The 23,617-nt window shown below is 62.8% G+C and carries 18 protein-coding genes; 4 read left to right on the forward strand and 14 right to left on the reverse strand.

What is annotated here, in order from left to right:
• Window positions 1–2 precede the first annotated feature (2 nt).
• Together KI794_RS13810 and wecB are read right to left on the reverse strand one after the other, a co-directional pair.
• A complete protein-coding gene (locus tag KI794_RS13810) occupies window positions 3–1,178 on the reverse strand; it encodes a hypothetical protein (RefSeq protein ID WP_255808432.1) in 1,176 nt (391 codons plus the stop codon).
• The gene (wecB, locus tag KI794_RS13815) at window positions 1,175–2,245 is read right to left on the reverse strand and encodes a non-hydrolyzing UDP-N-acetylglucosamine 2-epimerase (RefSeq protein ID WP_119282874.1); all 1,071 of its coding nucleotides are present in this window, start codon (window positions 2,243–2,245) and stop codon (window positions 1,175–1,177) included. Before wecB ends, KI794_RS13810 begins: the two co-directional genes overlap by 4 nt.
• A 114-nt stretch (window positions 2,246–2,359) precedes the next feature.
• Here wecB and KI794_RS13820 point away from each other — a divergent pair, with 114 nt between their 5' ends.
• Window positions 2,360–4,579, forward strand: coding sequence for a glycosyltransferase (locus KI794_RS13820; protein ID WP_255808433.1), 2,220 nt, complete (start codon window positions 2,360–2,362; stop codon window positions 4,577–4,579).
• A gap of 18 nt (window positions 4,580–4,597) precedes the next feature.
• Here the strand turns inward: KI794_RS13820 and KI794_RS13825 are convergent, their stop codons facing one another.
• The 9 genes from KI794_RS13825 to KI794_RS13865 form a co-directional block, all read right to left on the reverse strand.
• Window positions 4,598–6,514 (reverse strand): DUF6056 family protein, encoded by a 1,917-nt coding sequence (locus KI794_RS13825; protein WP_370647824.1) that lies wholly within the window; start codon window positions 6,512–6,514, stop codon window positions 4,598–4,600.
• The gene (locus KI794_RS13830; RefSeq protein WP_255808434.1) at window positions 6,511–7,500 is read right to left on the reverse strand and encodes a glycosyltransferase family 2 protein; all 990 of its coding nucleotides are present in this window, start codon (window positions 7,498–7,500) and stop codon (window positions 6,511–6,513) included. The genes KI794_RS13825 and KI794_RS13830 overlap by 4 nt, the downstream gene beginning before the upstream one ends.
• A 27-nt stretch (window positions 7,501–7,527) precedes the next feature.
• Window positions 7,528–8,700 carry a glycosyltransferase family 4 protein gene (locus KI794_RS13835; RefSeq protein WP_255808435.1) on the reverse strand — a complete coding sequence of 391 codons (1,173 nt, stop codon included), beginning with the start codon at window positions 8,698–8,700 and terminating at the stop codon, window positions 7,528–7,530.
• A 162-nt stretch (window positions 8,701–8,862) separates the two neighbouring features.
• The gene (locus KI794_RS13840; protein WP_119282795.1) at window positions 8,863–10,005 is read right to left on the reverse strand and encodes a glycosyltransferase family 1 protein; all 1,143 of its coding nucleotides are present in this window, start codon (window positions 10,003–10,005) and stop codon (window positions 8,863–8,865) included.
• The gene (locus KI794_RS13845) at window positions 10,002–11,786 is read right to left on the reverse strand and encodes an ABC transporter ATP-binding protein (RefSeq protein ID WP_119282794.1); all 1,785 of its coding nucleotides are present in this window, start codon (window positions 11,784–11,786) and stop codon (window positions 10,002–10,004) included. The genes KI794_RS13840 and KI794_RS13845 overlap by 4 nt, the downstream gene beginning before the upstream one ends.
• Complete coding sequence (locus KI794_RS13850) at window positions 11,783–12,943, reverse strand: glycosyltransferase family 4 protein (RefSeq protein ID WP_162921145.1); 1,161 nt, start codon at window positions 12,941–12,943, stop codon at window positions 11,783–11,785. The genes KI794_RS13845 and KI794_RS13850 overlap by 4 nt, the downstream gene beginning before the upstream one ends.
• 9 nt (window positions 12,944–12,952) lie before the next feature.
• Window positions 12,953–14,059: a DegT/DnrJ/EryC1/StrS family aminotransferase gene (locus KI794_RS13855; protein WP_119282792.1), complete on the reverse strand. Its 1,107-nt coding sequence runs from the start codon at window positions 14,057–14,059 to the stop codon at window positions 12,953–12,955.
• 124 nt (window positions 14,060–14,183) lie between these two features.
• A complete protein-coding gene (locus KI794_RS13860; RefSeq protein ID WP_119282791.1) occupies window positions 14,184–15,863 on the reverse strand; it encodes a cell wall-binding repeat-containing protein in 1,680 nt (559 codons plus the stop codon).
• Window positions 15,860–17,611: an LGFP repeat-containing protein gene (locus KI794_RS13865; RefSeq protein ID WP_255808436.1), complete on the reverse strand. Its 1,752-nt coding sequence runs from the start codon at window positions 17,609–17,611 to the stop codon at window positions 15,860–15,862. Before KI794_RS13865 ends, KI794_RS13860 begins: the two co-directional genes overlap by 4 nt.
• A gap of 106 nt (window positions 17,612–17,717) precedes the next feature.
• Here KI794_RS13865 and KI794_RS13870 point away from each other — a divergent pair, with 106 nt between their 5' ends.
• From KI794_RS13870 to KI794_RS13880, 3 genes are read left to right on the forward strand one after another with little or no spacing between them, the layout of a single operon-like run.
• Window positions 17,718–18,422 carry a glycosyltransferase family 2 protein gene (locus tag KI794_RS13870; protein WP_119282789.1) on the forward strand — a complete coding sequence of 235 codons (705 nt, stop codon included), beginning with the start codon at window positions 17,718–17,720 and terminating at the stop codon, window positions 18,420–18,422.
• Window positions 18,423–18,427: 5 nt separating this feature from the next.
• The gene (locus KI794_RS13875) at window positions 18,428–18,781 is read left to right on the forward strand and encodes a DUF2304 domain-containing protein (protein ID WP_119282788.1); all 354 of its coding nucleotides are present in this window, start codon (window positions 18,428–18,430) and stop codon (window positions 18,779–18,781) included.
• Window positions 18,778–20,730, forward strand: a complete 1,953-nt coding sequence (locus KI794_RS13880) for a DUF6541 family protein (RefSeq protein WP_119282787.1) — start codon at window positions 18,778–18,780, stop codon at window positions 20,728–20,730. Before KI794_RS13875 ends, KI794_RS13880 begins: the two co-directional genes overlap by 4 nt.
• 63 nt (window positions 20,731–20,793) lie before the next feature.
• Here KI794_RS13880 and KI794_RS13885 read toward each other — a convergent pair whose 3' ends face one another.
• Genes KI794_RS13885 through KI794_RS13895 form a run of 3 tightly spaced genes read right to left on the reverse strand, consistent with a single transcriptional unit; the run spans window position 20,794 to window position 23,538 of the window.
• Window positions 20,794–21,777: a glycosyltransferase family 2 protein gene (locus KI794_RS13885; protein WP_255808437.1), complete on the reverse strand. Its 984-nt coding sequence runs from the start codon at window positions 21,775–21,777 to the stop codon at window positions 20,794–20,796.
• 31 nt (window positions 21,778–21,808) lie between these two features.
• Window positions 21,809–21,994 carry a DUF6752 domain-containing protein gene (locus KI794_RS13890; RefSeq protein ID WP_255808438.1) on the reverse strand — a complete coding sequence of 62 codons (186 nt, stop codon included), beginning with the start codon at window positions 21,992–21,994 and terminating at the stop codon, window positions 21,809–21,811.
• On the reverse strand, window positions 21,991–23,538 hold the full coding sequence (locus tag KI794_RS13895; RefSeq protein ID WP_255808439.1) for a class I SAM-dependent methyltransferase: 1,548 nt from the start codon (window positions 23,536–23,538) through the stop codon (window positions 21,991–21,993). The genes KI794_RS13890 and KI794_RS13895 overlap by 4 nt, the downstream gene beginning before the upstream one ends.
• Window positions 23,539–23,617: the final 79 nt, after the last annotated feature.

Raw genomic sequence — 23,617 nt, forward strand, 5'->3', positions numbered from 1 at the left:
TGCTACCCGTGAAGCAGCTCCGACACTCTCGCGCGGACCGGCGCAGATTGCGCCTCGAAACTCAACGGGCGGGCCGCGCGTTCCGCTGCACGCTTAAACTCAGCCAGCTGCGCGCTGTCAATCGACTCAATCGACCGCACGAGGTCTGCGACCTCGAACGTGTCACTGACGACGCCCAACCGGTATGCCTGCAGCTCTCGGACCATCTCCTCGCTCGGTCCGATGGCGAGCCCGAGGCGCGCTTGAACGTAGTCGAAGAATTTGTTCGGAAGGGTGAGCCGTGCATTCGTATGGGTCGGCGGAATCCAAAACACCCCGAGATCATAGGAGGCGAGGGTGTTGGGCAGTTCATGCGGCCGAACCGGATCGTTGAACGTGATGCGGGGGTCGCCGGCGGCGAGGGCTTGCAACTGGCGCAGGTGCTCCCCACCGTCACCCGCGGACACCAAATAGAGGTCGAGCGTGAATCTCTCCGGCAGTTCCAGGAACGCCCGAATCATCGACTCGAGCCCGCGCCCACTGATGGCAGCACCGCTGTGAACGCACCTGACAATTTCCGAGCCTTCGTGGTCACGCGCCTCGATGTCACGGAACGGGCCCGCATTCGTCATGAGCTGAGCGTCAACACCGAACCTGTCTCGGTACAACTCAACGATTCCCTCGGAGACCGTCGTTACGAGCGCAGCCCGGGGAAGATAAGTGTCGCAGAGGTGCACCATGAACGGAGCAACGAGCAGCCGCCACGAGGCGATATGGGTCCGTTCCTCCGGCGCCCACTCGTGCATGTCAGCCCACACGGGCGCCCCATCGGCGAGAGCAAACGCGAGATCGAGCACACGCGCGTCGTTGGCGACAACCAGGTCCCAGCCCGTTGCAGGGGCTGCAAGCGAGTCCCGCCCCACTTCGAGCACCCACCGCGCTGCGGGCGCCCCACATTCGGCCGCACGGTGCGCTCGCAGGGCAAGCTTTGCTACACCGGCGGGTGTTTGCGGGAGCGTCGCAAGCCCGTCCGGCACCCGCAGGTGATATGCCGCGCCGGCGGGCGTCGCCCCGAAACCGATCGAAGTCACCTCGCCAAGTTCGGCGAGCAACGAAATCTGGCGCAGCACACGGGCATCACGCTCAATCGGAGTCAGCGAGATGCACAAGATCCTCGCTGGCAAAGCTGGGGCGTTCATTTGCCGAAGTGGTCGAAGAGAGTCGCCACCGCGCGTTGCGAAGCATCGCCCGCCCCATACGGAGTAGCCTCAGAGGGCGCGGGGCGCTGCCTACTCACACCGGCACGAATTTCCTCCGCGGAGTTCGCTAGCACGTTCCAACCGAGGTCAACGGTCTCCACCCATTCGGTCTCTGTGCGCACAGTCGTACAGGGCACCCGCAGTAGGAAAGCTTCCTTTTGAAGGCCGCCCGAGTCGGTGATGATTCCCGCGCTCCCGAGCGCCGCGGCGATGAGCTCTGGGTATCCTAGAGAACCGTAGGCGGTGAGTGTTCCGGTGGTGAGCTCGATTCCGTGCTTCGCCGCCCGCGCCTGCACCCGAGGGTGTGCCAGCAGCAACACGGGCTTGTCGACGTGGGCTAGCGCCGCAACAATCTCGCTCAGTCGGCTGGGGTCGTCGGTGTTTTCAGCACGGTGGATCGTCGCGACGTAGTAGGAACCAGGCTCGCGGCCAACGAGAATATCGACCTCGGGCGGCGTTTTAGTCACCGTGTCGCGGACACGGAGCAGCACATCGGTCATCACGTCTCCCACGAGCGTTGAGCGCGACGCGAGACCTTCGGCTGCTAGGTGAGCCATCGCTCCCTCGGTGGGGGCGAGGCAGAGATCCGCAACGTGGTCAGTCAAGACCCGGTTGTGCTCTTCAGGCATCGCCCTGTTGAAGGACCGCAGCCCCGCTTCGAGATGCGCAACCGGGAGATGCAGCTTCGCCGCGCTGAGCGCAGCGGCCAAAGTCGAGTTCGTGTCGCCATAAACGAGCACGCAGTCTGGGGCGGCTTCGGTGAGGACGTCATCCATCTTCGCGAGCATCGCCCCGGTCTGCACGCCGTGGCTGCCCGAGCCGACCCCCAGATGGACGTCGGGGTCGGGAATACCAAGGTCCCGGAAAAAGACGTCGGACAGCATCGGATCGTAGTGCTGCCCGGTGTGGACGATGATGTGCTCGTGCCCTGCGGCCCGAATCGCTTCGTTGACCGGGGCGAGCTTGACGAACTGCGGTCGCGCACCCACTACGCTGAGAATCTTCACAGTGCGAGTGTACCGCTCCACAGGCTGAGCTTCCCGAGCCCGCTTGGCCTACCACGACTGGCTCACACAGAAGAGGTACTCGGATGCACCGGCTCTCGGTATCGTTGAACCACGATGGTTGACACGACTTCCGCGCCCGCTGGGCCAACGCTGCTACTCATCACCAGTTTCTTCCCGTTCGAATCTGGCGAAGAGTTCATTGAGGGTGAGATCGGCCGCCTGGCTGCGGAGTTCTCGGAGGTCCTCATCGCCCCCCTCTCTTACCGTTCAGGGATGACCCAGACACGCGATCTGCCCGCGAACGTCGGGGTTCTCCGGATCCCTCCGGGGCACCGGAGCGGCTCTGATGCTGCAGACGCCATCCGGTTCGCAGTTCGGCACCCGTGGCGCGCTCTGCGCTCGCTGTCCCGCGCTGTCGCGGATGGCGGGCTGCGCCCCTCACGAACCTGGGCAAATCTGCAGTTCGACCTTCTCAGCTCGCTCTTGGCCAGTGAACTCGCGCAACTACTTCCGGAGGGCTTTCTTCGTTCGCAGGACGCCGTCATCTACAGCTATTGGATGCACACGCAGGCGCGGACCGCGGTCGAACTGCGCGGCCTCATCAGACGTCCAAAGATCCCTCTCGTCACCCGCGGCCACGGCGGCGACATCTACACCGAGGCTCATCGGAGCGGGTTCCTCCCCCAGCGCGCCAGGATCGCCGCAGCGATGGCACGAATCTACCCGGTGTCGCGTAACGGCGCCGACTACCTGCGACGGCGCTTCCCATCAGCAAGGAACCGTATCTCCCCGCGCCGTCTCGGAGTCGCTGCCGCCCACAACCCGGGCAACCCCCAGCAAGCTGCCCAGCTGGTCATCACCTGCTCCTGGGTTCGCCCACTCAAACGTCTCGATCTGTTCGTCGACGCGCTGGCGCTCGCGCAGCAGTCCTTTCCACAGGCCCGCTGGGTGCATTTCGGGGGCGGCCCAGCCGAGGCGATGGCAGCGCTGCATGACCTCGCGACTGAACAACTCGCCCCTGGAAGCTTCGAGTTCGCAGGCGCCCTGACAAACTCCGAACTGCGCGCTCGCTATGGCGCGCAGCCGGCGACCGTGTTCGTCAATGTATCGGAGACCGAGGGCGTGCCCGTGTCTATCATGGAGGCGCTCGCCCAGGGGCTCCCGGTCATCGCCACAGACGTCGGAGGGAGCGCGGAGCTCATCGACGCTGACGCGGGCATGTTCGACGGGCTCCTCCCTGCACGGCCCAGTGCGCGCATTGTCGCCGACCGCCTCGAGACTTTGCTGAGCAGCCCGCCAGAGAGATTCGCTGACTACGTCAGCGCGAGCCTCACACACTGGCAATCCGAGTGGTCGAGCGAAACCAATTACACGGCTTTTGCGCGCGAGCTCGCCTCGCTGCCCAGGGGGTCGGCCGACACAGGTATCACCACCAACGCTCCCGCCGCTGCGCCGAGGCCTGACGTTGCGGCCCCAGCCCTACCCCACTGCAGCGTCGTTATCCCGTGCTACAACGGTGAGCAGACGCTGCCACGGCAGCTCGACGCGCTGCTGCGCCAGGACCCCAAGGTTGTTCGCGAGATCATCGTGGCTGACAACATGTCCACCGACGGCACCAAAGACGTCGTAGCCAGCTACGCCGCGCGAGATCCACGCGTAAAATACCACCACTCAGATCGTGGCCAGGGCCCCGTCTTCGCCCAGAACGATGGCGTTCGGGCGAGCACGCAACCGTTCGTCATGCTGTGCGGGGCCGACGATGAGGTTCAGCCCGGGTGGGCTGAGGGCTTCGCTGCGGAGTTTCGCGCGGGCGCCAAGATCGTCGGCTGCACCATTGTGCGAACTGCTGAGAACGGCGAAACGCTCGAGGAAATCTCGCAGCTCAGTGACGCATCGTGGCCCGGGTATCTCACGCTCGGCGGCGGTCAAGCAGGGTTCGCCAGACACGTGTTCGACGAGCTTGACGGGCTCGACGAGTCCTTCGCCGGTGCTGCCGAGGATGTCGATTTCTTCTGGCGTGCCCAGCTTGCGGGCTACGGGATCTCCTTCGCTCCGGACGCGAGATTCAACTATTACTCTCGCCCGACCGGTTCGGAGGTGTTGGCGCAGCGCCGTGGCTGGGGCCGCAGCCGCGCCCAGCTCTACGCGAAATACCGCAGTCTTGGGATGCCCCGGCGGAGCAGGTTCCTCGCGATCCCGATGATTCCCTGGTGTTTGCTCAGGTTGGCCCTCGCCGGAACCAACGAACACCGCCGCACCCAAGCACTCGCGGGTCTCGGCACCAACATTGGGGTGCTCGAGGGGTCGTTGAAATACCGCTGCTGGTACCTGTAGCGAAGTCTCTACTGCAGGCTAACTGCCAGCGCCACAAACGAATTCAGGTTTCACGATCACGAAGTCAGGCAGGCAGTAGCCGGGAGGTGTGTGCACGGGAACGACGCGGGTCCCCTGGTCGACCCCGTGCCATGCCCGGAAGCTGTTGAGTAGCCAATCGGTCTGCTTCCTCGGCGGGTTCTCCACTTCGACTGCCTGACTCACTACCAGCACCGGGGCCGCCAGCACCGAGATACTTGCCGTGGCGACGCTTACAGAGTCGAGCTGCGCCGCCCGCTCCGCGAGCATTGATTCGCGCAATGCGAGGCCCTGAAGCTGCACGTTTGCGGTTGCGAACGCAAACGGAGCGGCGACGCACACCGCAACCACACTGCCGGCAACCGCGACGACGCTGAGCCTCGCGCCGCGGGTTGCACTCCGCAGCACAGTAGCTGCCACCACCGCGACGATGTAGGCGCTGATGACCACCCCGAATCCCGGGACGGTGAAGTTGCGCAACGGCACAATGGGCGAGGCCACAGCGCTCACAGCGAACACTCCATACGTGCTCCCACAGAATATGGCGGCGGCAAGCGCGAGCCCGCGCAGCGCGAACCGCCGTACGGAGCTCGGCTCCGACAAGTTCATTGCGGTGATGACCCCGGCCACGAGCACGAGCAGCAGGATCCACCAGGTCAGCTGCGCTGTGAGCGTTTCATAGTGTTCGAAGGGGCCGAACAGTACCGCGCGCAGGCCGACCTCGTTGTCCACCGCGGCGCGACGCGCCATCGTCCCGGGCGACAGGAACACGACAAGAAATCCGCCGATTAGAGCGATGCAGGCGAGCAAGCTCAGCCGCAGGCGCGACCAATCGCGTCGGATGAACTCCCACACGAGCCAGAGCCCTGCAGCCGCTATCGCCAGCAGCGCAACCGGTTCGCTGAAAGCCTGCCCGGCCGCCAACACGAGCGCATAGCCACCAAGCACAAGCGGCCCTCTGCGTTCCCGCCGCGCCAGCGTGATCGTGAGGCCAAGGCTCACCAGGAATGCGACGAGCCCCCCAAGGTAGACGGTGCTCGAAGTGAGCCACAGGTAGCTGTCAAAGAGACTGGGCAGCGCGAGGAACGCCACCGCGGTGAGCACGCTGCCGAGCGCGACACTCAGCGTCACGATTCTGCGGGCGAGGGGCAGCAGCAATGCGAGAACCCATGCGAGTGCGACCGACAGAGACACGAAGAACAGGAAGGGAAATACCTGCAGCACGCGCTCGCCGAACAGCAGGAAGCCGACCGTGACGAGCGTGTTCTGCGATATCCTCCCGTTGTGTCCGCTGTAGTGTTCGCCGATGTACTGCAGTGCATTACCGGTATTGCGGATGCTGGCGAGGTAGGAGTAGTCATCGGCTACGAATGTCGCAGACAAGGAAAGCAGCATAAACACCGTCGCAAACCCCACAGAGAGGACGCCGAGTACCGCAGCGCCACGGTCTGCTCGGAGCACAGCGGCGGCCGTTCCAAACCTACGCGCGACAGCAGCCCCTACCCGGTCAGACGCAGTTCCGAAGATGACCGTACGGTAGAGGAAGAAGTTCCAGATGGTGGTGATTGCAAGCGCGATCGTCCGGGACCAGAACACCCCAATGGCGGGCGCAGCCCAGGCAGCGACAACGAGAGTGAACCCGTAGTTCAGGAACACCAGCAGAAGGTAGAACCCTGCCTGCGCGCCGAGAACGCCGCTGCTGCGCTCACGGTTTCCAAACGCCAGCAGTTTTTGCAGCACGAAGCTAAACGCGAGCCCGAGCCAGTAGCTCACCGTCACCGACGTCGCTGCGCCCTGTGACAGCAGCACCGCAGCCACGAACAGTACGGTCATTTCAAAGAGATAGCCGATACCCCCAACTAACACGTACCTCAGTGCCGTCGACCGTTCTAGCAGCGACCGGAGCCTGCCGATCACAGAGTGTCCTCCATCGGCCCCAAGCCCCGCGACCCAACACGGTCAACGACGTACAGGGGCCGGTTCTGCGCTTGGGCGTGGATATGCGCGAGGTACACCGCCATCATGCCCTGGGCAGTAAGCACAATCCCGACCATGAATGTCACGAAGATACCGAGTAGCGCCGCACCGCTGAAGCGCAGATGCAGCGGGTCGCCAAGCAAGAACTGCTCGACCCCGATAAAGACTCCGGCGAGCAGCGCGAGCAGCGTGCACGCAACACCGACATAACCAAAGAAGAATAGTGGCCGCAGGCTCATCGTAGTGAAGCTGTTGACCGCGAGGCCGAAAAGCTTGCCGACCGTGTAACTCGCATCGCCTGCGATCCGCGCTGGGGCGTCGAACTCGACGTACGCCCGCCGAAAGCCGAGCCAGTCGATGAGCCCCCGGGTGATTCGGTTCCGTTCCGTAAACCGAAGGAACTCGCGGCGCACGTCGCTGTCGATGAGCCGATAGTCCGTGGACCTCGGCACGGTCTGCATCTCGGAAATCGCGTTAAGGAGGCGGTAAAAAGACCGGGATCCGATGCGCTTCATCATGCCCTCGCGCTGGTTGCTTTGGCGCACCCCGACTACGACCTGCGCTCCGGCGCGCCACCGCGCAACAAACTCGCCAATGAGCGCCGGCGGGTGCTGCCCGTCCGCGTCCATGATCACTGTCGCTCCCCCGCGGGATTGTGCAATACCCGCGGTAACGGCGACCTCCTTGCCGAAATTGCGTGACAGATTGATTACTCGAACCCGACTGTCAGCGTCCGCGATCTCAGTCAGGAGTTCGAGCGTGGCGTCGGTGCTGCCGTCATTTACGTACACCACTTCGAAGGGAGCGTCGAGCTGTGTCTCCAATGCTGGCACGAGTACCTCTGCATGGAAGTACGCTATTCCGTCTTGCTCGTTATGCGCGGGCAGCACGACCGAAATCTCGGGGGGGCGCGGTCCGCGCGACATCGTTACTCGGCATGTTCGTCTCCCTAATTACCTCACTCGCTCGATCGCTGCCACGGCCCGCGAAGCAACACCACGCAGCGATACCTCACGGGCCGCCCACTTAGTGACAGCACGCCTGCGTTCGGGCAACACCGGTGCGTCGGCCGCGGCGATCATCGCTTCCGCGACCGCGACAGGATCGTAGGCTGCTGTCGTACCGATCGCGGCGCCGCAGACCTCCGAAGCGACAAACTCGACGCCGGGGCCGACACCCGCATACACCATCGGAGCGCCACACACCGCCGCGGTATAGAGCTTCGTCGGGAAGGCAAAATCGTACCCTTCACCCGGTCGTACACTCGCGAGTGCTGCCGTCGCCGTCTGTATGCGCGGCGCGAGTTCGGGGGCGGTCACCGTCGCTTCGAACGATACCGACCCTGCAACGCCAAGCCGTTCTGCGAGGCGCTGCAGGTTTTCCTGCTCGATCCCGCCACCCACAAATTCGAGCTTCGTGGAGGGGTGCGCTCGCAACACTGCCGGCAGTGCCTCGATAAACACGGCGGCCCCGTGAAGCTCGGATGCTGTCCCCGCATAGATAAACGTTGGCCGCGACGCGCCCGTGAAGTCGGGGGCGGCTGTGAGCGAAGCGCTGAGCAACTCCGCGTCCACGCCGTTGCCGACCGTCGTGACCGATGAACGAACGCCAAGCTCCGCGATGCGTTCTGTCACCCCGGCCGACACCGAGAGCACCAGCGCCGCCCCGTTGAGCGCGAACTTCTCCATTAGCCGCACAGCGGTGATGACAAGCTTCGACGCCCCCGTCTGTTGGGCAGCGTCAGACCACACATCAGCCGCATAGTACGCGTACGGCGTCCGGCGCAACGCGGCGGCGAGCCGAACAAAGACCCCCGTAGTAGGGGGCGGTTCCGTTATGATCATGTCCGCACGTCGCCCGAACAGAATTCGGAAGAACAGAGGCACATCAAAGCTTAGGTATTGCAGGTAGCCACGAACATATCCGCTACTATCTCGGAGCACGGGGAACCTAGACACGCTGTACGGACGGGCCACATCGTTTGCGTCCGCCGCGGCGCCGGGGCTCACCGTGAGCACGGTAACGTCGTGGCCGCCTTCGACGAACCCAGAGGCCAAAGCGCGCAACCGGTACGTGGCTGCGCTCGGCTCGGGATCGAAAATCCTGCTCGTAATTGTGATGCGCATGTGGGCTACCACTGCTCCCCTTCGCGTCGGAAGGACGCGCGGGCCAGCCGATCAGCGTGACATGCCTTCCTGGTCGAAGAAGGACCCACCACCATACGCGCTGTGTTCACCCTCAGAGTGTATCTCGCGACCCGTGGATACAGCCGTGGCAGTGACTCCGAGTTAGACAAGGATTCCCTCGACTGCACGCAGCCACACCCCGTGTTGCTGATCTGCGCTCAACTCTGCAGCGGCTTCTGCCGCGTTCGCCTTCCAACGCTTTATATCAGCCTCGTCGAGCCCGTCGAACACCGCGGTAACAGCGGCCTCGTCGAAGCCATCTGCCACCGCGCCGAGGTCGTAGCTGCGCAGCAGCTTCGCCATGTCAGCGGTGGGCCCGATGATCATGCCGAGGCGTGCCTGCACAAAATCAAAGAACTTATTCGGAAGCGCAAGCTCATTGTTCGTATTTGTCGGGGCCAAAATATGCACACCGACGTCATACGCATTCAGCGTTTCGACGAGTTCTGCGTTGGGCACGGGTGGGTGGATAGTGACCCGCGGGCCGAGCTCGGTTGCAAGCGCGAGGAGCTTCTGACCGAACTCACTGTGCTGCTGCGTGAGATACATATCGAGGGTGACGTTCGCGCGCGTGCGTGCAGCTGCGCGCATCATTACTTCGGGGCGCCGATTCTCGGCGGCGACCCCCGAGTGCACGAGCCGGATTGGGGTGTGTGCCGGCTGTGTCGTGAGTTCTGGCCGCAGCGGGGCCGCGTTCCACACCACACCGCAGGACAGCCCAAATTCCGCCTCGTATCGTTCTGCAATCGTGCCTGACACGGTGGTCACCGCACCGGCACGCGAGGCGCGGTTGCGCAGCAGCCACTGCTGGTAGGGCTTCCGCACCCGCACCCATACAGGTAAGTCGTCGCGGAGGCCAGGGTAGTACTCGTGGAGGTCGAGCAGCACCCGCCCCGGGTCGCTGACCGCGTAGGCGACGGAAAGCGTTTCGAGTTCATTTGCAACCACCGCGTCGAACTGCCTCCCGGCGAGGGCTGCGATGGCGTGCTGGGCTCGGAGGTCTGAGTGAAAGGCGAGCCGATACGCGTGGCTGCGAACCCAAAATGGCTCAAGGTAGCGCCGCGCCCCAGCTGCCGCAGCAACGCCGGTGCTCAACTGGATGTGCTCGATATCGTCGCGAACAGCCTCGCCGTAACCGCACGTGACGACACGGTATTCGTCGGCAAACAACAATGCCTGCTTCTTCACTCGTGCGTCTGCTGCTATGTCCGTGAAGCTGAGAATAAGTAGTGTCCGCTGAGTCATTCTGCAATCAATCCTGCGAGTTGTGCTTGAACTTTGAACTCTGGCACGCGCGCAACGACCTCATCGAACGTGCCGACAGCGAGCATCTCGCCGTCATGAATGTAGCAAACCTGGTCGTAGTCTCTGATCGTCGCGAGGCGGTGCGCGACAGTGATGAATGTGACGGCACCGTGGAGCTCGCGCATCGACTCGGTAATGCGGTTCTCGGTCGCAGTGTCGAGCGAGCTCGTGGCTTCGTCCATGACCATTACAAATGGGTCAGCGTACAGCGCGCGGGCAATCCCTAGGCGCTGTTGTTGGCCGCCAGAGATCGCGGCGCCGCGCTCGCCGATTCGCTCACGGATCCCGTCACCCCGAGTCACGAGCCCCTCGAGGTTGGCCCGGTGAAGCGCGGCAACGACTCGGTCCTCGTCATAGTCCATCTCCCAGGTCAGCGCCACATTCTGCGCGATCGAGGCATCGAATAGCGCGACGCGCTGCGGGACATAGCCCACGCGACGGCGCCACTGCAACATGACCGTGTCGAGGTCAACGGTGTCGATGGCAATCTCGCCGGATGTCGGGCTACTGAGGCCGAGCATCAAGTCAATGAGCGTAGATTTCCCTGACCCTGACGGGCCGACAATTGCGAGCGACGATCCGAACGGGATCCGCAGACTAATCCCGCGCAGCGCGTCCTGTTCCCCTCCCGGGTAGCGAAACGACACGTTCGAGAAGCAAAGCTCCCCGGGAGCTGCGGGCAGCAACTCGCGGTCCTCGCGCTCCTCGGTACGGATGCGCGGGTCTTCAATCGCCGTGAGTTCGCGGATGACGTCTCGGGCATAGGGCAAGTTTGCTGACGCCGTCGTGAAGCTCGACTGCACCGCGTTCATCGCCGGAATCATACGGAAGCCGGTGGCCGCGAACAGCGAGATCGCGACAACCGCGCCAGACACACCGCCCGTGAGGTACGCGCTCACCCCCACCACGACAAATCCTCCGATGAGGGCAGCTTCGAACCCGTATTTTGGCACGACGCTCAGGAATGACACGTTTGCACGCGCCCGGGTAGCGATGCGTCGATTCTTCGAGATCACGCGGCCAACCTCATCAAGCTTGTCGCGCAGAACCACTTCCTTGAGCGCGTCGACCATCTCCGTCATGATCGTTGCCACGCGGTACGCCGAATCACGGTTCACTCTGCCTGCCTGCTGCGATTTTCGAGTCACGACTACGAGCATGAGGAAGGAGATCGTACCGAGGTACACGAACGCCACGAGTGCGGTAACGGGCTGGGCAAGCACGAGAACCACGAGCACCGAGATAAACGTCAGCGCATTTCCGGGGACAAGTGACAGCGGCAGGATGAAACCCATCGTGGTATTCGCCATCGAGCTATCGACGATTCGGGTGACCTCGGCGGTACTGAGTTCCGAGCGCTTCTCCCAACTCGACCGGGTGTACCCGCGAAACAACGCGTCACCAACCTCGAGTTCATAGCGGGCGAATCGCCTCGTCGCGAACCAGTGCAGCGTCACGGCGAACACGCCCTTCAGGATGAATAGCACGCACACAAGCGCGACGATCCACACAGTGGCGCTTTCGGGCACCTCACCGTAGAAGGGAAGCTTGATCGGTTGCGCACTCGCAAGCGGCGTAATGATCAACACGATGAGCCCAAGCGCCGCCGTATCCAGGACGGCAAGTAACCCCGTCGCGATCGAATACCAGACGTAGTAGCGCCCGGCGCCCTTCGGCAGGAACCGGAACAGCTGCACCAGTGTCCCTACTAGGTTCTTCATGCCGTTTTCCCTTCATCAAGCCAGTCGGCGAGCACTCGCCCACTCCAGCTGCCGTCGTGAATCCGCCGGACGTAGTCCGGCCCTAAGGCGGCGACGCGCTGGGCCTCCACCGGGTCACTCAACGTCTGCCCCAACACTGTCACCAGCGTCTCATGGGTAGCCTCAATGATCGGCAGCTCCGCCCCGGTGAGTTCCAGCAGCCGGTGACGGTCCGGCACGTGCGAGATGAGGATTCGTCCCGCCGCCATTGCCTCGCACGCAGCGACCCCGTATGGCCCGCCACGGAATTGGTCGAGCACGACATCGGCGCCGCGGTAGAGGTCGACCATGGCCTCGTGGGAGACCCCACGCACACTGACGAAGTCGATGATGCCTTGCTCATGCAGCGCCCGCAGCTTCGGCTCGATGAGGTCGGTCCCCTTAATGACTGAACTCGACGGGACATGCACGACGCGAGGGACCCCACCGTGAGCGAGCGGAGGCGTCGTCGTGGCCCAAACCTCGGGCGAGATCACCACTGGCAGCCAGGTCGCGTTGGGGATATCGCTGAGCAGGTCGACCGTCGAGACAAAAACCCGACAGTTCGTACGTGCGAGGGTACGCCGGCTCCGAGCCGTGGTTTCAACGAGTGCAGCGGTGAGGTCGGAGTCGACAGCGAAAAACGAATCCGGTTCCGTGCGCATGTGCGCTGCCGGGTCTCGGATGTCGCTGCCGTGGAACACCAGGCCGACCTGCACTCCCTGCGCTGTCAGGCGTTCGACTTCCGCAGGTACGGTGTTGCTGCCGCTGCCAGCTAACACGCTCCGGTTCGACTCGATAAGCACTGCGCGATATCCACCAAGCGCCGCGAGCTGGCGTTGCTGCCAGGTAAGCGAGGCCGCCGCGTAGCCAAGGTGGGTGTGCATGTCCACAGGAAACGCGAACGGGTTCGTTGTCCCGAACTGCGCGCTCGTGACCGTGAATTCGGGGTGGGCTTCCTCAAGCGCCCTGGCCCACCGGTACGCCTGACCGGCGCTGTTCGCCGGGCCGATGAACACTCGTGACCGCGCGGAATCGGGCGGCGCGACGTCAGGAAAACCGACTCCACGCTGCCGCAGCCGAGCGAGAACGAGCCAGTTCCGCAAGCGTCCCCACACCGAGGCTCTGGCAGTGCCCATACCCAGTAGTCAGCCGCCGATCAGAGTGGATACGGCGTCGACAATTCGTGCAATGTCGGCTTCGGCCAACGAAGGGTGCACCGGCAGCGACAACACCTCGCGTGCCGCACGCTCGGTTTCGGGGAGGTCGAGTCCCGGGGCAAACTGCGCGAGCGATGGCAGTCGGTGATTCGGGATCGGGTAGTAAACGCCGCTCCCAATCGAGTACTCGTCTTTCAGCGCGGTGTGCAACCGATCACGTTCTCCAGCGTCAACGCGGATCGTGTACTGGTGGTACACGTGAACAGCTCCCGGAGCGACCGTCGGCGTCGTCACCCCAGAGATTTCAGCGAGCCCAGCGTCGAGCAAGGCAGCGTTACGCTGGCGCTGCGCCGTCCACGCATCAACTTTGGTGAGCTGGACCCGGCCGATCGCCGCATGAATGTCAGTCATTCGAGCGTTGAAGCCGATGGCCTCGTTCTCATATTGCTTCTCCATGCCCTGGTTCCGGAGCACTCGGACGTTGCGCGCAATCTCGCCAGTTGCGCAGCTCACCATGCCACCCTCACCCGATGTCATGTTCTTGGTCGGGTAGAGGCTGAACATTGCAAAGTCGCCGATGGTACCCACCGGACGGCCCTTCCAGCTGGCTCCGTGGGCCTGCGCGGCATCCTCGAAGATCGCGATGCCGTGCTCGTTCGCGATGGCTTCGATTTCGTCAACAAGGAAGGGGTGCCCATAGAGGTGCACGGGCATGATGCCTTTAGTCCGCGGCGTGATCGCGGCGCGCACAGCGGCGGGATCCAGCGTGAAGTACGTGGGCTCAATGTCGACGAACACCGGGGTAGCCCCCGACAACGCGACAGAGTTACCCGTCGCAGCGAACGTGAACGAGGGCACGATGACTTCGTCACCGGGTCCTACTCCGGCGGCGAGCAGGCCCAGGTGTTGGCCACTGGTACCAGAATTCACGGCAACCGTTTCTCGCCCTGAGACGAAGTGGTCAGCAAACTCGCGTTCGAAAGCGACAACTTCGGGGCCCTGGGCGATCATCCCGGACCGCAGCACGCGGTCGACGGCTTCGCGCTCTTCATCACCAATCAGTGGTTTGGCCGCGGGAATGAACTCCAAAGTCATGAGTCACCTTTCAAAGCATGAACGGCGTCCACCGTCCCTCCAACCAGGATAGCGCGGCGGCCCCTCGACAGTCGCCGAATACCGCAGTATGAAGCTCACTCACGGCCATGCGGGGCCTCGGCAGCTACTTGTTCAGCCCAGCACCAAGAAACACGACCGCTGCGGTTTTGCCGCCGGTAGTCTTCATCCCGATACTCACGTAGCCTCGAGCGCCGCCGTTCGGCAGGGTGAGCCAGCGGGTGCCCGCCCCAGTCGTCTGCATGAGTGCGAGCGCCCGGTCGGCCCGGTTACCGGAGCCGCTCACTACCGCTGTAGTCTGGTAGCGCACCCATGGCTGCTTGGCCCAGAGACCGGGCTGCTGCTTGGCCGGACCTGTACCGAGCTGACCAGCCCAGGACTGAGCTGGAGCGCCACGGTAACTGTCCGCGACACGGAGCGCCCCCAACTTTTCGGAGTACCTCGACGCGTTGATCTTCGCGTACATACGTTCGACAAGCTCCCAGTCGGCGGCCGAGACACCGCTCGGCTTCGTCATACACTCATTGCCGTTGCGCACCGTGTCTGCCAGCACCCCTGGCCCTCCGAGCAGGTAGGTGTCCGCCGGGGCAACGGCATCGTTCGCGGCGTAGCTTATGGTCGGCACACAGTCCGCGCGGGTGAGCAAGAGTACGCTCCCCCTCGCGCCGGCAGCAGCAGCCCCCGCGAGCGCGTCAGCAAAGCCCAATCCGTTCGCCCAATACGTCGATGACACCCCGGGCGCGTAAACACCTCGAGCAATCTTCGCCGCGGTGTCGTACCGGTCGATTCCGGCATAGCGGGTGACCGACCCAGAGCCGGCAAGTGACCGTTGCATCGCGGTGCTTACCGCCCCCGTGCCGCCGGCGATTCGCATCGAAGTGGCACCCAACCGTTTCAGTTCAGCGATCACGCTCGCGGGTGCCGACGCCGCGTTTCCGGGGACGAGCAGCACCGGCACCCTCAGCTTGCCAGCCGCAGCGGCTGCGGCGAGCGCGTCAGCGAAATCCGTTCCGGTGGCAACGAAGACATCCTTCGACGTCCGCCAGCCGTGCTTAGACACGGCGACTGCCGTCGTGTAGCGGTCTGTGCCCCCAAGCCTCACTGCGCTTCCAGCAAGATTGCGGGCCTGGTTGAAGACCGCGGCGGACACGACACCGTCACCGCCGACGACGATGACTTCCTTGGGCCGCAAGCGCTTCAGCTCGGCAAGGGTCTCCTGTGGCAAATGTGCATGGTCCGTGAGCAGCATCGGCGCCCCCAGTCTGGCCGAGAGCGCGCCAGCCGCCAACGAGTCAGGAAAATCCATGCCGTTGACGAGAATCACCGTGTCGGCGGTCTTCGGATAGGCGTGGCGCGATACCGCTGCTGCTGTGGCGTACCGGTTCGCGCCCGAGAGGCGAGTGTTGCGCGTCTCTGTGAACGGGGTCGCCGCGAGCGGCGCGGCACGCAACAGCTGGGGTGCGTCAGCAGTTGGCACGTCAGCCGTGCCAACCTCGTCGTCAGGGAGCGGCTCGCTGAGTTCCGGGTCCGCGGCTTCACCGTCAACCTCTACATCGGTTTCGGGGCCTGTCAGATCTTCGTCGCCCGGGGCGGGCAGGTTGGGGTCGAGACCATCGTTTGGTTCCCCTGACTCTGCCGGGAGCTTCGGATCCGACGGCACTTCAGGGGCCGCGTTGGTCATCGCTTGCGCGGGGGCATCGCCGGCCGGACCGCCGATCGCCGTTCCGAGGAGCCCTGCGAGCACGACCACGCCAAGGGCGGCACGGCTGAACTTCTTCGATGTCATACCGTGCCCCCTACTACCGATTCGCCAGCGCCGGGTTTCGTTCCCGGTGACGCGGGTGCACTTCCCTCGGTGAATACGACGCCGCGCGCGTTCGTCCAGACCCCGACACCCGAGCTAAAACTCATGCTGCATTCGGTTCCGGCGGCGTTGCAGATGTACCTCCCGTTCGGCCAGCCCCACGCGCTTGCCGGACCCCCGAGGCGAAGATACTCATCACCTAACGCCCCCGCCCTAAGCGACGCAACGCCGTGGGACGAGGAGAACATCGATCCGCGCTGGAAGTCAAGGCGCTTACCGCCCCCGTTTGCCGAGATACTCGTGACCTTGCCCGTCGGTGCACCGAGCGCATGCCCAACGCCCCCCTCTTCGATCCAGCGCGGCCCGAATGGGTGCGCAACGAGGAAAGTCTTGCCGTCACCACCGAGCCCAACGGTCCCCTTCTGGAACGCCTGGTAGTTTGCCCCACCTACGGGCTTTGCGGCGGCCGTGGGATAGCCCCAGCTTCCAGAGAAGCCGCCCGAGCTGTTCCAGGCGGCAACAAGTACCGTTGGGATAAGGAACACTCCCGAAGCTTTGGACTCTACGACCGAACCAGACTGGAACCGCATCACGTTATTGCCGGACGTCCCCTGGTTCGCCGCAGCCTCGAGCGGCCAGCCCCAAGACCCGGAAACGCCGCCGGCCTTGTTGAAGGCAGCGAGGATTGGGCTCGCCTTGGTCATCCCTGAGACCTTTGCGCCAGATGCGCGCGGTTCAAAGACGATCCCTCCCGCAAACTGTTGGCTCCTGCCACCGCCGTTTGCATTCGAGGTCACCGCGTTTGCGGTCGGCTTCCCGAGCCACTGCTGGTGCACAGTCCAATAGTCGAGAATCTTTCCGGTCGCCTCGAACTGGCCGTTGGGAGTACCGAACCATGCCTTGAACAGATTGAAAAAGTTGCGATTGCCATAGCTCGAACACTCGTCGCCCTCGCCCCAACCGGCGTCGAGCGAAGCCTTGTTCGGCTGATAGGGCGTGTAGATGTACAGCGCTGCGGTCGCACGGTTCTCGAGGTATACGTCTTTGCCTCCGCACGACACTTCGGTGTCCCATCGAATGAAACTAGTCGCATATGGCTTGTAGTTGTAGTTGTTCGGGAAAGCCTCGTAGACCTTCAGCTGCCACGCGGCACCGTACACCTGCTCGAAGAAGCCACCCTTCTTTGGGTCGCAGTTTGCGGTGCCCCCCGGCCCACTATCGGGGCAGGCATATCCCATAGCACTGGAGTATTGCGCGTTGTTCGGCCAAGGATCAGTGATGAGGCCCTGCTCTTTCTCAAGCATTACCAGCAGCGCTTGCTGACTGACCCCACAGGCTTTGCCGACCTTCGCAATGATCTGCGCCACGGTCTCGTTGCCTCCGCCAGCGTACGCGGCGCAGTACGCGTTCGAGGCGCGGGTCTGTGTCTTCGCGACGTAGTCCTTCGTACACTTGGACGCGAGCGTCGTTGGGCCGCCCCACATGACCTGTTTGCCGACCTCGTACCCAGGTCGGCCAAGCCAACACTCCGGTACCCGTTTATTCAGAAACGTTTGCACCTGCGCAGCTGTCATCGCGTTACCGTCATAAAACAGCGTGTCTGAGATAATGTTGCCAGCTTCGAAACCTGTCACTGGCGCGGCCTCAGCCGGCGCGGCGGAGGCGTTGGGCAGGAGCAGCGCGACCATCGCCACGAGTGCGAGTATGGCGTTTCGGGCTGACGAATTCACGGTTTCTCCCCTGCGCATCACCCCACCCTAATCTTCAACCGTAGGTTGAAACAAGCCATGTGTTGCTCACGATACGAAGAACCTCCCTATCTGCAAGAATAGAGGCATGAACCCAGGTGCCTCGGGCAGCCCAGCGCGCGCTCATGACGACACAGATGTCTGGGTCGTTATCCCGCTTTACAACGAAGCTGCGGTCATCGCGGAGGTGGTTGAGGGCTTGCTGCCCACATTCCCGAATGTCGTGTGTGTCGACGACGGCTCCACCGATGGTTCCGGAGTCATTGCAGCGGGTGCCGGGGCGCGCCTTGTTTCGCACCCCATCAACCTTGGTCAGGGTGCCGCGCTCCAAACCGGGTTCGACTTCGCTCTTGAACGGGACGCGCGATTCGTTGTCACGTTCGACGCTGACGGCCAGCATCGCGCCGAAGACGCCGTCGCCATGGTTGAGCGCGCGAGAACAGAGGACGTTGCGATTGTCTTCGGCTCCCGGTTTTTGGATGACAGAACTAATCCAGGTGTCCTCAAGAAGATTGTCCTTAAGACCGCGGTGTGGGTCACAAACGTCACGACCCGAACAAAACTCACTGACGCCCACAACGGCTTGCGGGTCATTCGAGAAGATGCACTACGGCAAATCAAGCTACGGCAAGACCGCATGGCACACGGTACCGAGATTGTCGTTCAGCTCGGGCGGACTGGGCTCCCGTTCGTCGAGCAGCCCGTTGAAGTCCTGTACACGGACTACTCCAAGGCCAAGGGCCAATCCTTACTTAACTCCGTCAACATTCTCGTTGACCTTCTGATTCGGTAGGCGACATGCTTTTCCAAGCGCTCCTCATTGCCCTTGTCATAATCATTACCGTGTTTGCAGTCCGGAGTTTGCCGGGCGAAAAGTCACTGGCGGTCAAGCGTCTCATCGCGCTTCTGTTCGTCGCCGCCGCGATTCTAGCGATCCTATTCCCCCAGTTGCTCTCCGCTGTTGCGAATTTCTTTGGAATCGGACGCGGCACCGATCTCCTGTTATACCTCTTTGTGGTTGCGGGTCTCGTCTTCGCAGTTCTCACGATTCGGGCGAAAGCAAGGAGCGACGCTCGCGTCACTGAGCTCGCTCGAGCCGTCGCACTCATGGAGGCTCGTCTCACTGAGCCGGAAGGCACACCCCGCCCGTGACCGAGTGGCTCGCCCTGCTGTTTCCGCTGACCTGCTCGCTCGCGCTGGTCGCGACCCTTGGGCTCCCCGCGGCCCTTGCTCTCGGGGCCCGGGGGTTCACACTCGCATTACTCACAATCCCGGCTGCGTTCGCGGTGATCTCCGTTGCGAGCATCGCGCTCCCGCTCGCGGGCCTCACGTGGACCCCCGTGACAGTCTGTGCTTCCGGTGTCGGGCTCGCACTGTTGCTGCTCATTGCGCGTCGCTGGCTCGGTTCTCAGAACGAGCCGCCAAGCCGGGCGGCCCGGTTCTGGCCTGTGTCAGCGGCGGCAGCCATCGGCGGGGCAGCAATCGCTGTGTCACTCGTGCTCGGAATCAAGGGGCCAAGCCACGTTTCACAGTCCTACGACGCGATCTTCCATCTCAACGCTGTCCGCTTCATCCTCGACACAGGCTCCGCTTCGCCGTTTGATATGACGTTGGCCACTTCGCCGGATGCTGCGGTGTACTACCCAACTCCTTGGCATGGCTTCGTCGCGCTCATCGTGCAACTATCTGGTGCCTCGATCCCGCTCGCCACAAACGCAGCGGTGTTCACAGTTGCCTGCGTCGTGTGGCCTATCGGCGCCGTCGCCCTCGGGCGTGCCGTCGCGGGGCCATCCATGCGTGTAACACTCGTGTCGGGAATACTCGCAGCGGCATTTCCGTCGTTTCCGCTTCTCCTCGTGCGATACGGGGTGCTCTATCCCAACCTCCTCGCGACCGCGCTCATCCCGTTCGCCTTCGTCGCTCTCCTCGCTCTGCTGAATCTCGGACCGGCGAGGACTTCATTTGCCGCGAGCAATGGCACGCGGATTGTTCTCTTTCTCGGAGCGCTCGGAGCAGCCTCAACAGCCCACCCCAACGCGTTCTTCGCGCTCGTAGTCGTCAGTCTCCCAGCTGTGTTCGTTTCCGCGTATCGTGGTTGGCGACGTCCTGGCCAAGAGCAGCTTGGGACAAGAGTGGCCATCGCGCTGGGCCTATTGGCATTATGTGGCGCGATCGGCTTCCTCTGGCTGCGCGCCACAACTTCCGATAACGGGTGGGAGGGCACCAAGAGTTTCCCAGCGGCCGTTTGGGACGCATTCGGCTCGAGCCCGCGTCTCGAAGGGCACGCCTGGGTGCTTACGGCGCTCGTTGTAATTGGCGCCATTATCGCCATCGGCCAACGGCGTCACCGGTGGCTTATTATCAGTTACGCCGCGCTGTTGCTGTTGTTTGGCGTAGCCAACGGCCTTCCCGCGAGTGCTTTGCGAACCGCACTCATTGGCCTGTGGTACAACGATGCCTGGCGGCTTGCAGCGATCCTGCCGCTCGCCGCAATTCCCCTTGCCGTCCTCGGGCTCTCCACGCTCGCCGCCCTCATCCATGTCGGATGGCTGCGTTGGCGCGCCCTGCTCGGCAGGGATCCTGCCACCGGCCGGGCCGCCGCCGCCGGCGCAGCAGTACTGCTAGCCCTCGCGGCTACTCAGGGCTCCGGGATCTACGCCGCAGTCCAGGCTGTGAGTTCACGTTACGATCCCGTCGGCAACCCCATCCTCCTCTCTGAAGACGAGGAGACATTGCTCAAGCGTTTGGATGAGCATGTGCCGGCCGACACCGTACTCGCGGCGAACCCGTGGAACGGCGGCTCGCTTGCTTACGCGATTAGTGACCGAGAGGTTCTAGTCGCGCATACGGGAGGCTTGTTGACCCCCGAGGTTGCGGAGCTGACTTCCAATCTCGCAGACGGTGGGGCCCGAGTCTGCGAACTCGCCGCAGATCTTAATGTGGAGTTCGTCCTTGACTTTGGTGAACGCTACGTGTTCCCGGGCACTCCTCGTGCTGAGCCCTTTGCGGGCATCAGCGGCGTCGAAGACAGCAGCATCCTCACGGAGGTCGACCGTGAGGGCGACGCCGTGCTCTTCGAAATCACCGGCTGCTCGCAGTAGCCGCCAGCCGTAGCGCTCAGCCTGGGGGCTCGCACTGGCAGCGAACGCTCGGGGTGCCCTGTCTTACTGGTAGATCGGGTTGTCAGGGAATCGAGGCTGAGGGTTAAACGAGCGCGCGTTGTTGAGCGCAGCCTTTATCCGTTTCTTGACGCCAGTAGCTACCTCTCCCTCACGCATTTCGGTAATGACGCGACGGTAGTACAGCAGATACGAAAGCCGACCCTCATTCCGAAGCCTGTATGAAGCCTGGTTGCGGGTGCCCTTCTCGAACTTCCACACATTTGACTCGTCAACCTGGCGGTAGTTCACGCCTGCATTGACCCCCATGTCGTGCACGACGACGCTGTCGAGGGCGATGATTCCGGCACCGTAGTGCCGCTCCAAGCGCTTCGTGTATTCCTTGTCATCGAACCAGATGAAGTACTCCCCCAGCGGGAGACCCTGTTCTTCGATCGCCCACCGGGGTACGAGCACCGAGACGAATGTGCACTCGGTCACCAACAACGAGTTCACACCCATGAGATACGCTCGGGGCCAATCCCAGGTCGTAATTGGGTTGTTCATCTCGCAGAGTGAGCCGTCAATGAACTTCACGAGTGAACACGCAAACGGGACCTCGTATCTGAGCGCCTGCGACGACTTGTGTCGCTGACGCAGCAGTACCTCAAGCGCTTCGGCCTCCGGATAGCAGTCATCGTCCATGATCCAGACGTAGTCAGCGCCAAGGTTGTACCCGTGCGCCATGCCGTATTCGAAACCGCCGGCACCGCCGAGGTTCTCGTCAAGGTGAAGGACTTTGAGTTTTGGCTCGTCGAGGCTATCGAGGTACTCTCTGGTTCCGTCCGTTGAGTTATTGTTCACGACAACAACCCACTCGCAAGCATGGCTTTGCGCGAGCACCGCAGCAAGCGTCTTGGGTAGCTTCTCGATCCGGTTGTACGTCACCACCACCGCGGCGACCTGACCAAGCTCGCCTGGAGCACTCCGGTTAGTGACGACGGGCACGGGTCGCGTGTTCGTTGGCTGCTCTGAAAATGATTCCGCCACGACTGGCCTTCCTATTTTGTTTGACCGTAGCTCAGTCTGCGGACTGAGCGGTTCCCGCGCCCGGCGTGAGGTGTTCCTCGATGAGATCGAGAATCTCGGCGACTCTGAGGCTGTCGCGACGGTACTCATCGAGTTCACGTTCGAGTTCATCGATGCGGGCAGCAAGACGCCGGTGTGCGGAGAATACGTTCAGCACCCGCTTGATTTGTTGCTTCACGAGGACTCCTTTTTCAGTGATTTGTCATACGAGAACCGAACGCCATAGGGTGCACGTGCCAGTTCCGTGCCCTGAGCTTGCAGTGCCACAATCTCAGCTCGAAGCCCGAACTCCGCAGCTCGATCGCGCAGCCAGCCTGGTTCAATTGCCCAGCTGGTTGGCTCATGCTGTGGACCGCTGAGGTCGCGTGCGCCGTAGAGCGTAGCGAGGGCTACGCCACCTGAGCGGAGGGCCATCCTCACGAAACGAAAGGCTTGCGGCATCCCGTGAGGCCCGAGGCCCTCAATGAGGTGGTTCGCGACGAGGTCAAACGCCCCGGTGATCCCTACGGTACGCGGCAGTGTCAGCGACCTGTTGCGGTACAGGTTGACGTGAGTTGGCTCCACTCCAGCCGCACCGCGGCCGGCGACAAGTTCCAAGGCCGCGGGCGAGTAGTCAGCAGCGATCACCGTACGATTGGTGTCTTCGCCGTACAGATCTGCGCTCAGCGCCCCAGCTCCTGCCCCGAGATCGATCACCCAGCGTGAACGAAGCTTGTCGTGTTGTTCGAGCAACCAGGCTCTGCCCGCTTGCCACCGCTCATCGGCTTCTAGCCCGCCCGTCTGATAGTGCTCGTTCCAAAAGTCTCGGGTGTAGTGGAAAGATCCGAACCAGTTTTGAAAGCGGCGGATCGTCGGTCGGGGCGTATGCAGCCGGTACCCAGGGATCGGGGTACGCCAGTTCTCGTCGTAATTGAGGACAAGCCACGCTTCCGGGTCTGCGGGTGCAGGGTATTCGCGACCTTGAATTGTCGTTGTTCCAAACGGCAGCATCTGGTCTTCACGCATCTTGCCGCGTACATGGAACGGCTGGTTAATACACCCGTCGTCAGTAAAGAAGGCTGCGAAGACGTCAACGTAGTGATCAAGCTGACCTTCAGGTCCGCGGAAGTACAGTTGCATATGCGTCGCGCTGTGGCGGACCAGTTCGTACCCCAGCGCTTCAAGCCGATGCCCGATGGCGAACCCTTCGGCGGCAACGTCGACGGGATTCGTGTGCGTTGAAAGATATGCGACGTCAGCGTCATCGTCGTGGGGCAGCAGTGCCCCGTCGCGCACGCCTCCCAGCAGCGTGCCGCCGACAACGAAAGGGCGTAGGCCCATGTGGGCGAGGTTGGCGATGACCTCTGCCGTACGGTCAAGGATCCGTTCCTGCACGCCAACGTTGCCGGCTTCTAAGGTCTTACCGAGCCTGCCCCACTTATTGAGCGCCAACGGGATCCCGTCTGCATCGGTAACTCGAGTATGCACTTGATCGTCGGTGAAGCTGACATCTACGGCGCCAAGCTCTAACTCACTGCCGGACTTCGCAAGACGAACGCGCGTGCTCCCAACGAGGTATGGAAGCAGCGGCTGCGGCCACTCGTGCTCGTCCCCGCGCGGGCGCCGACCCTCGCTGAGATCGATGGACCAGACGCGTTCCTCACCAAAGAAGATGTCAACCGAACGAACATCAGAGCCGAGCGCGGGTAGCGTGACTCCCGTGAGGTTTGCCGAAAACGTCATAACACCTCAATCCTGCTCATGAAATCGAAAACTGGCCGCGTACCATGGTAGCTGTCCTACGTCTGAACACAGGTATCAG

Origin of the sequence: Leucobacter aridicollis, assembly GCF_024399335.1 — a bacterium.
Lineage (GTDB): Bacteria > Actinomycetota > Actinomycetes > Actinomycetales > Microbacteriaceae > Leucobacter > Leucobacter aridicollis_A.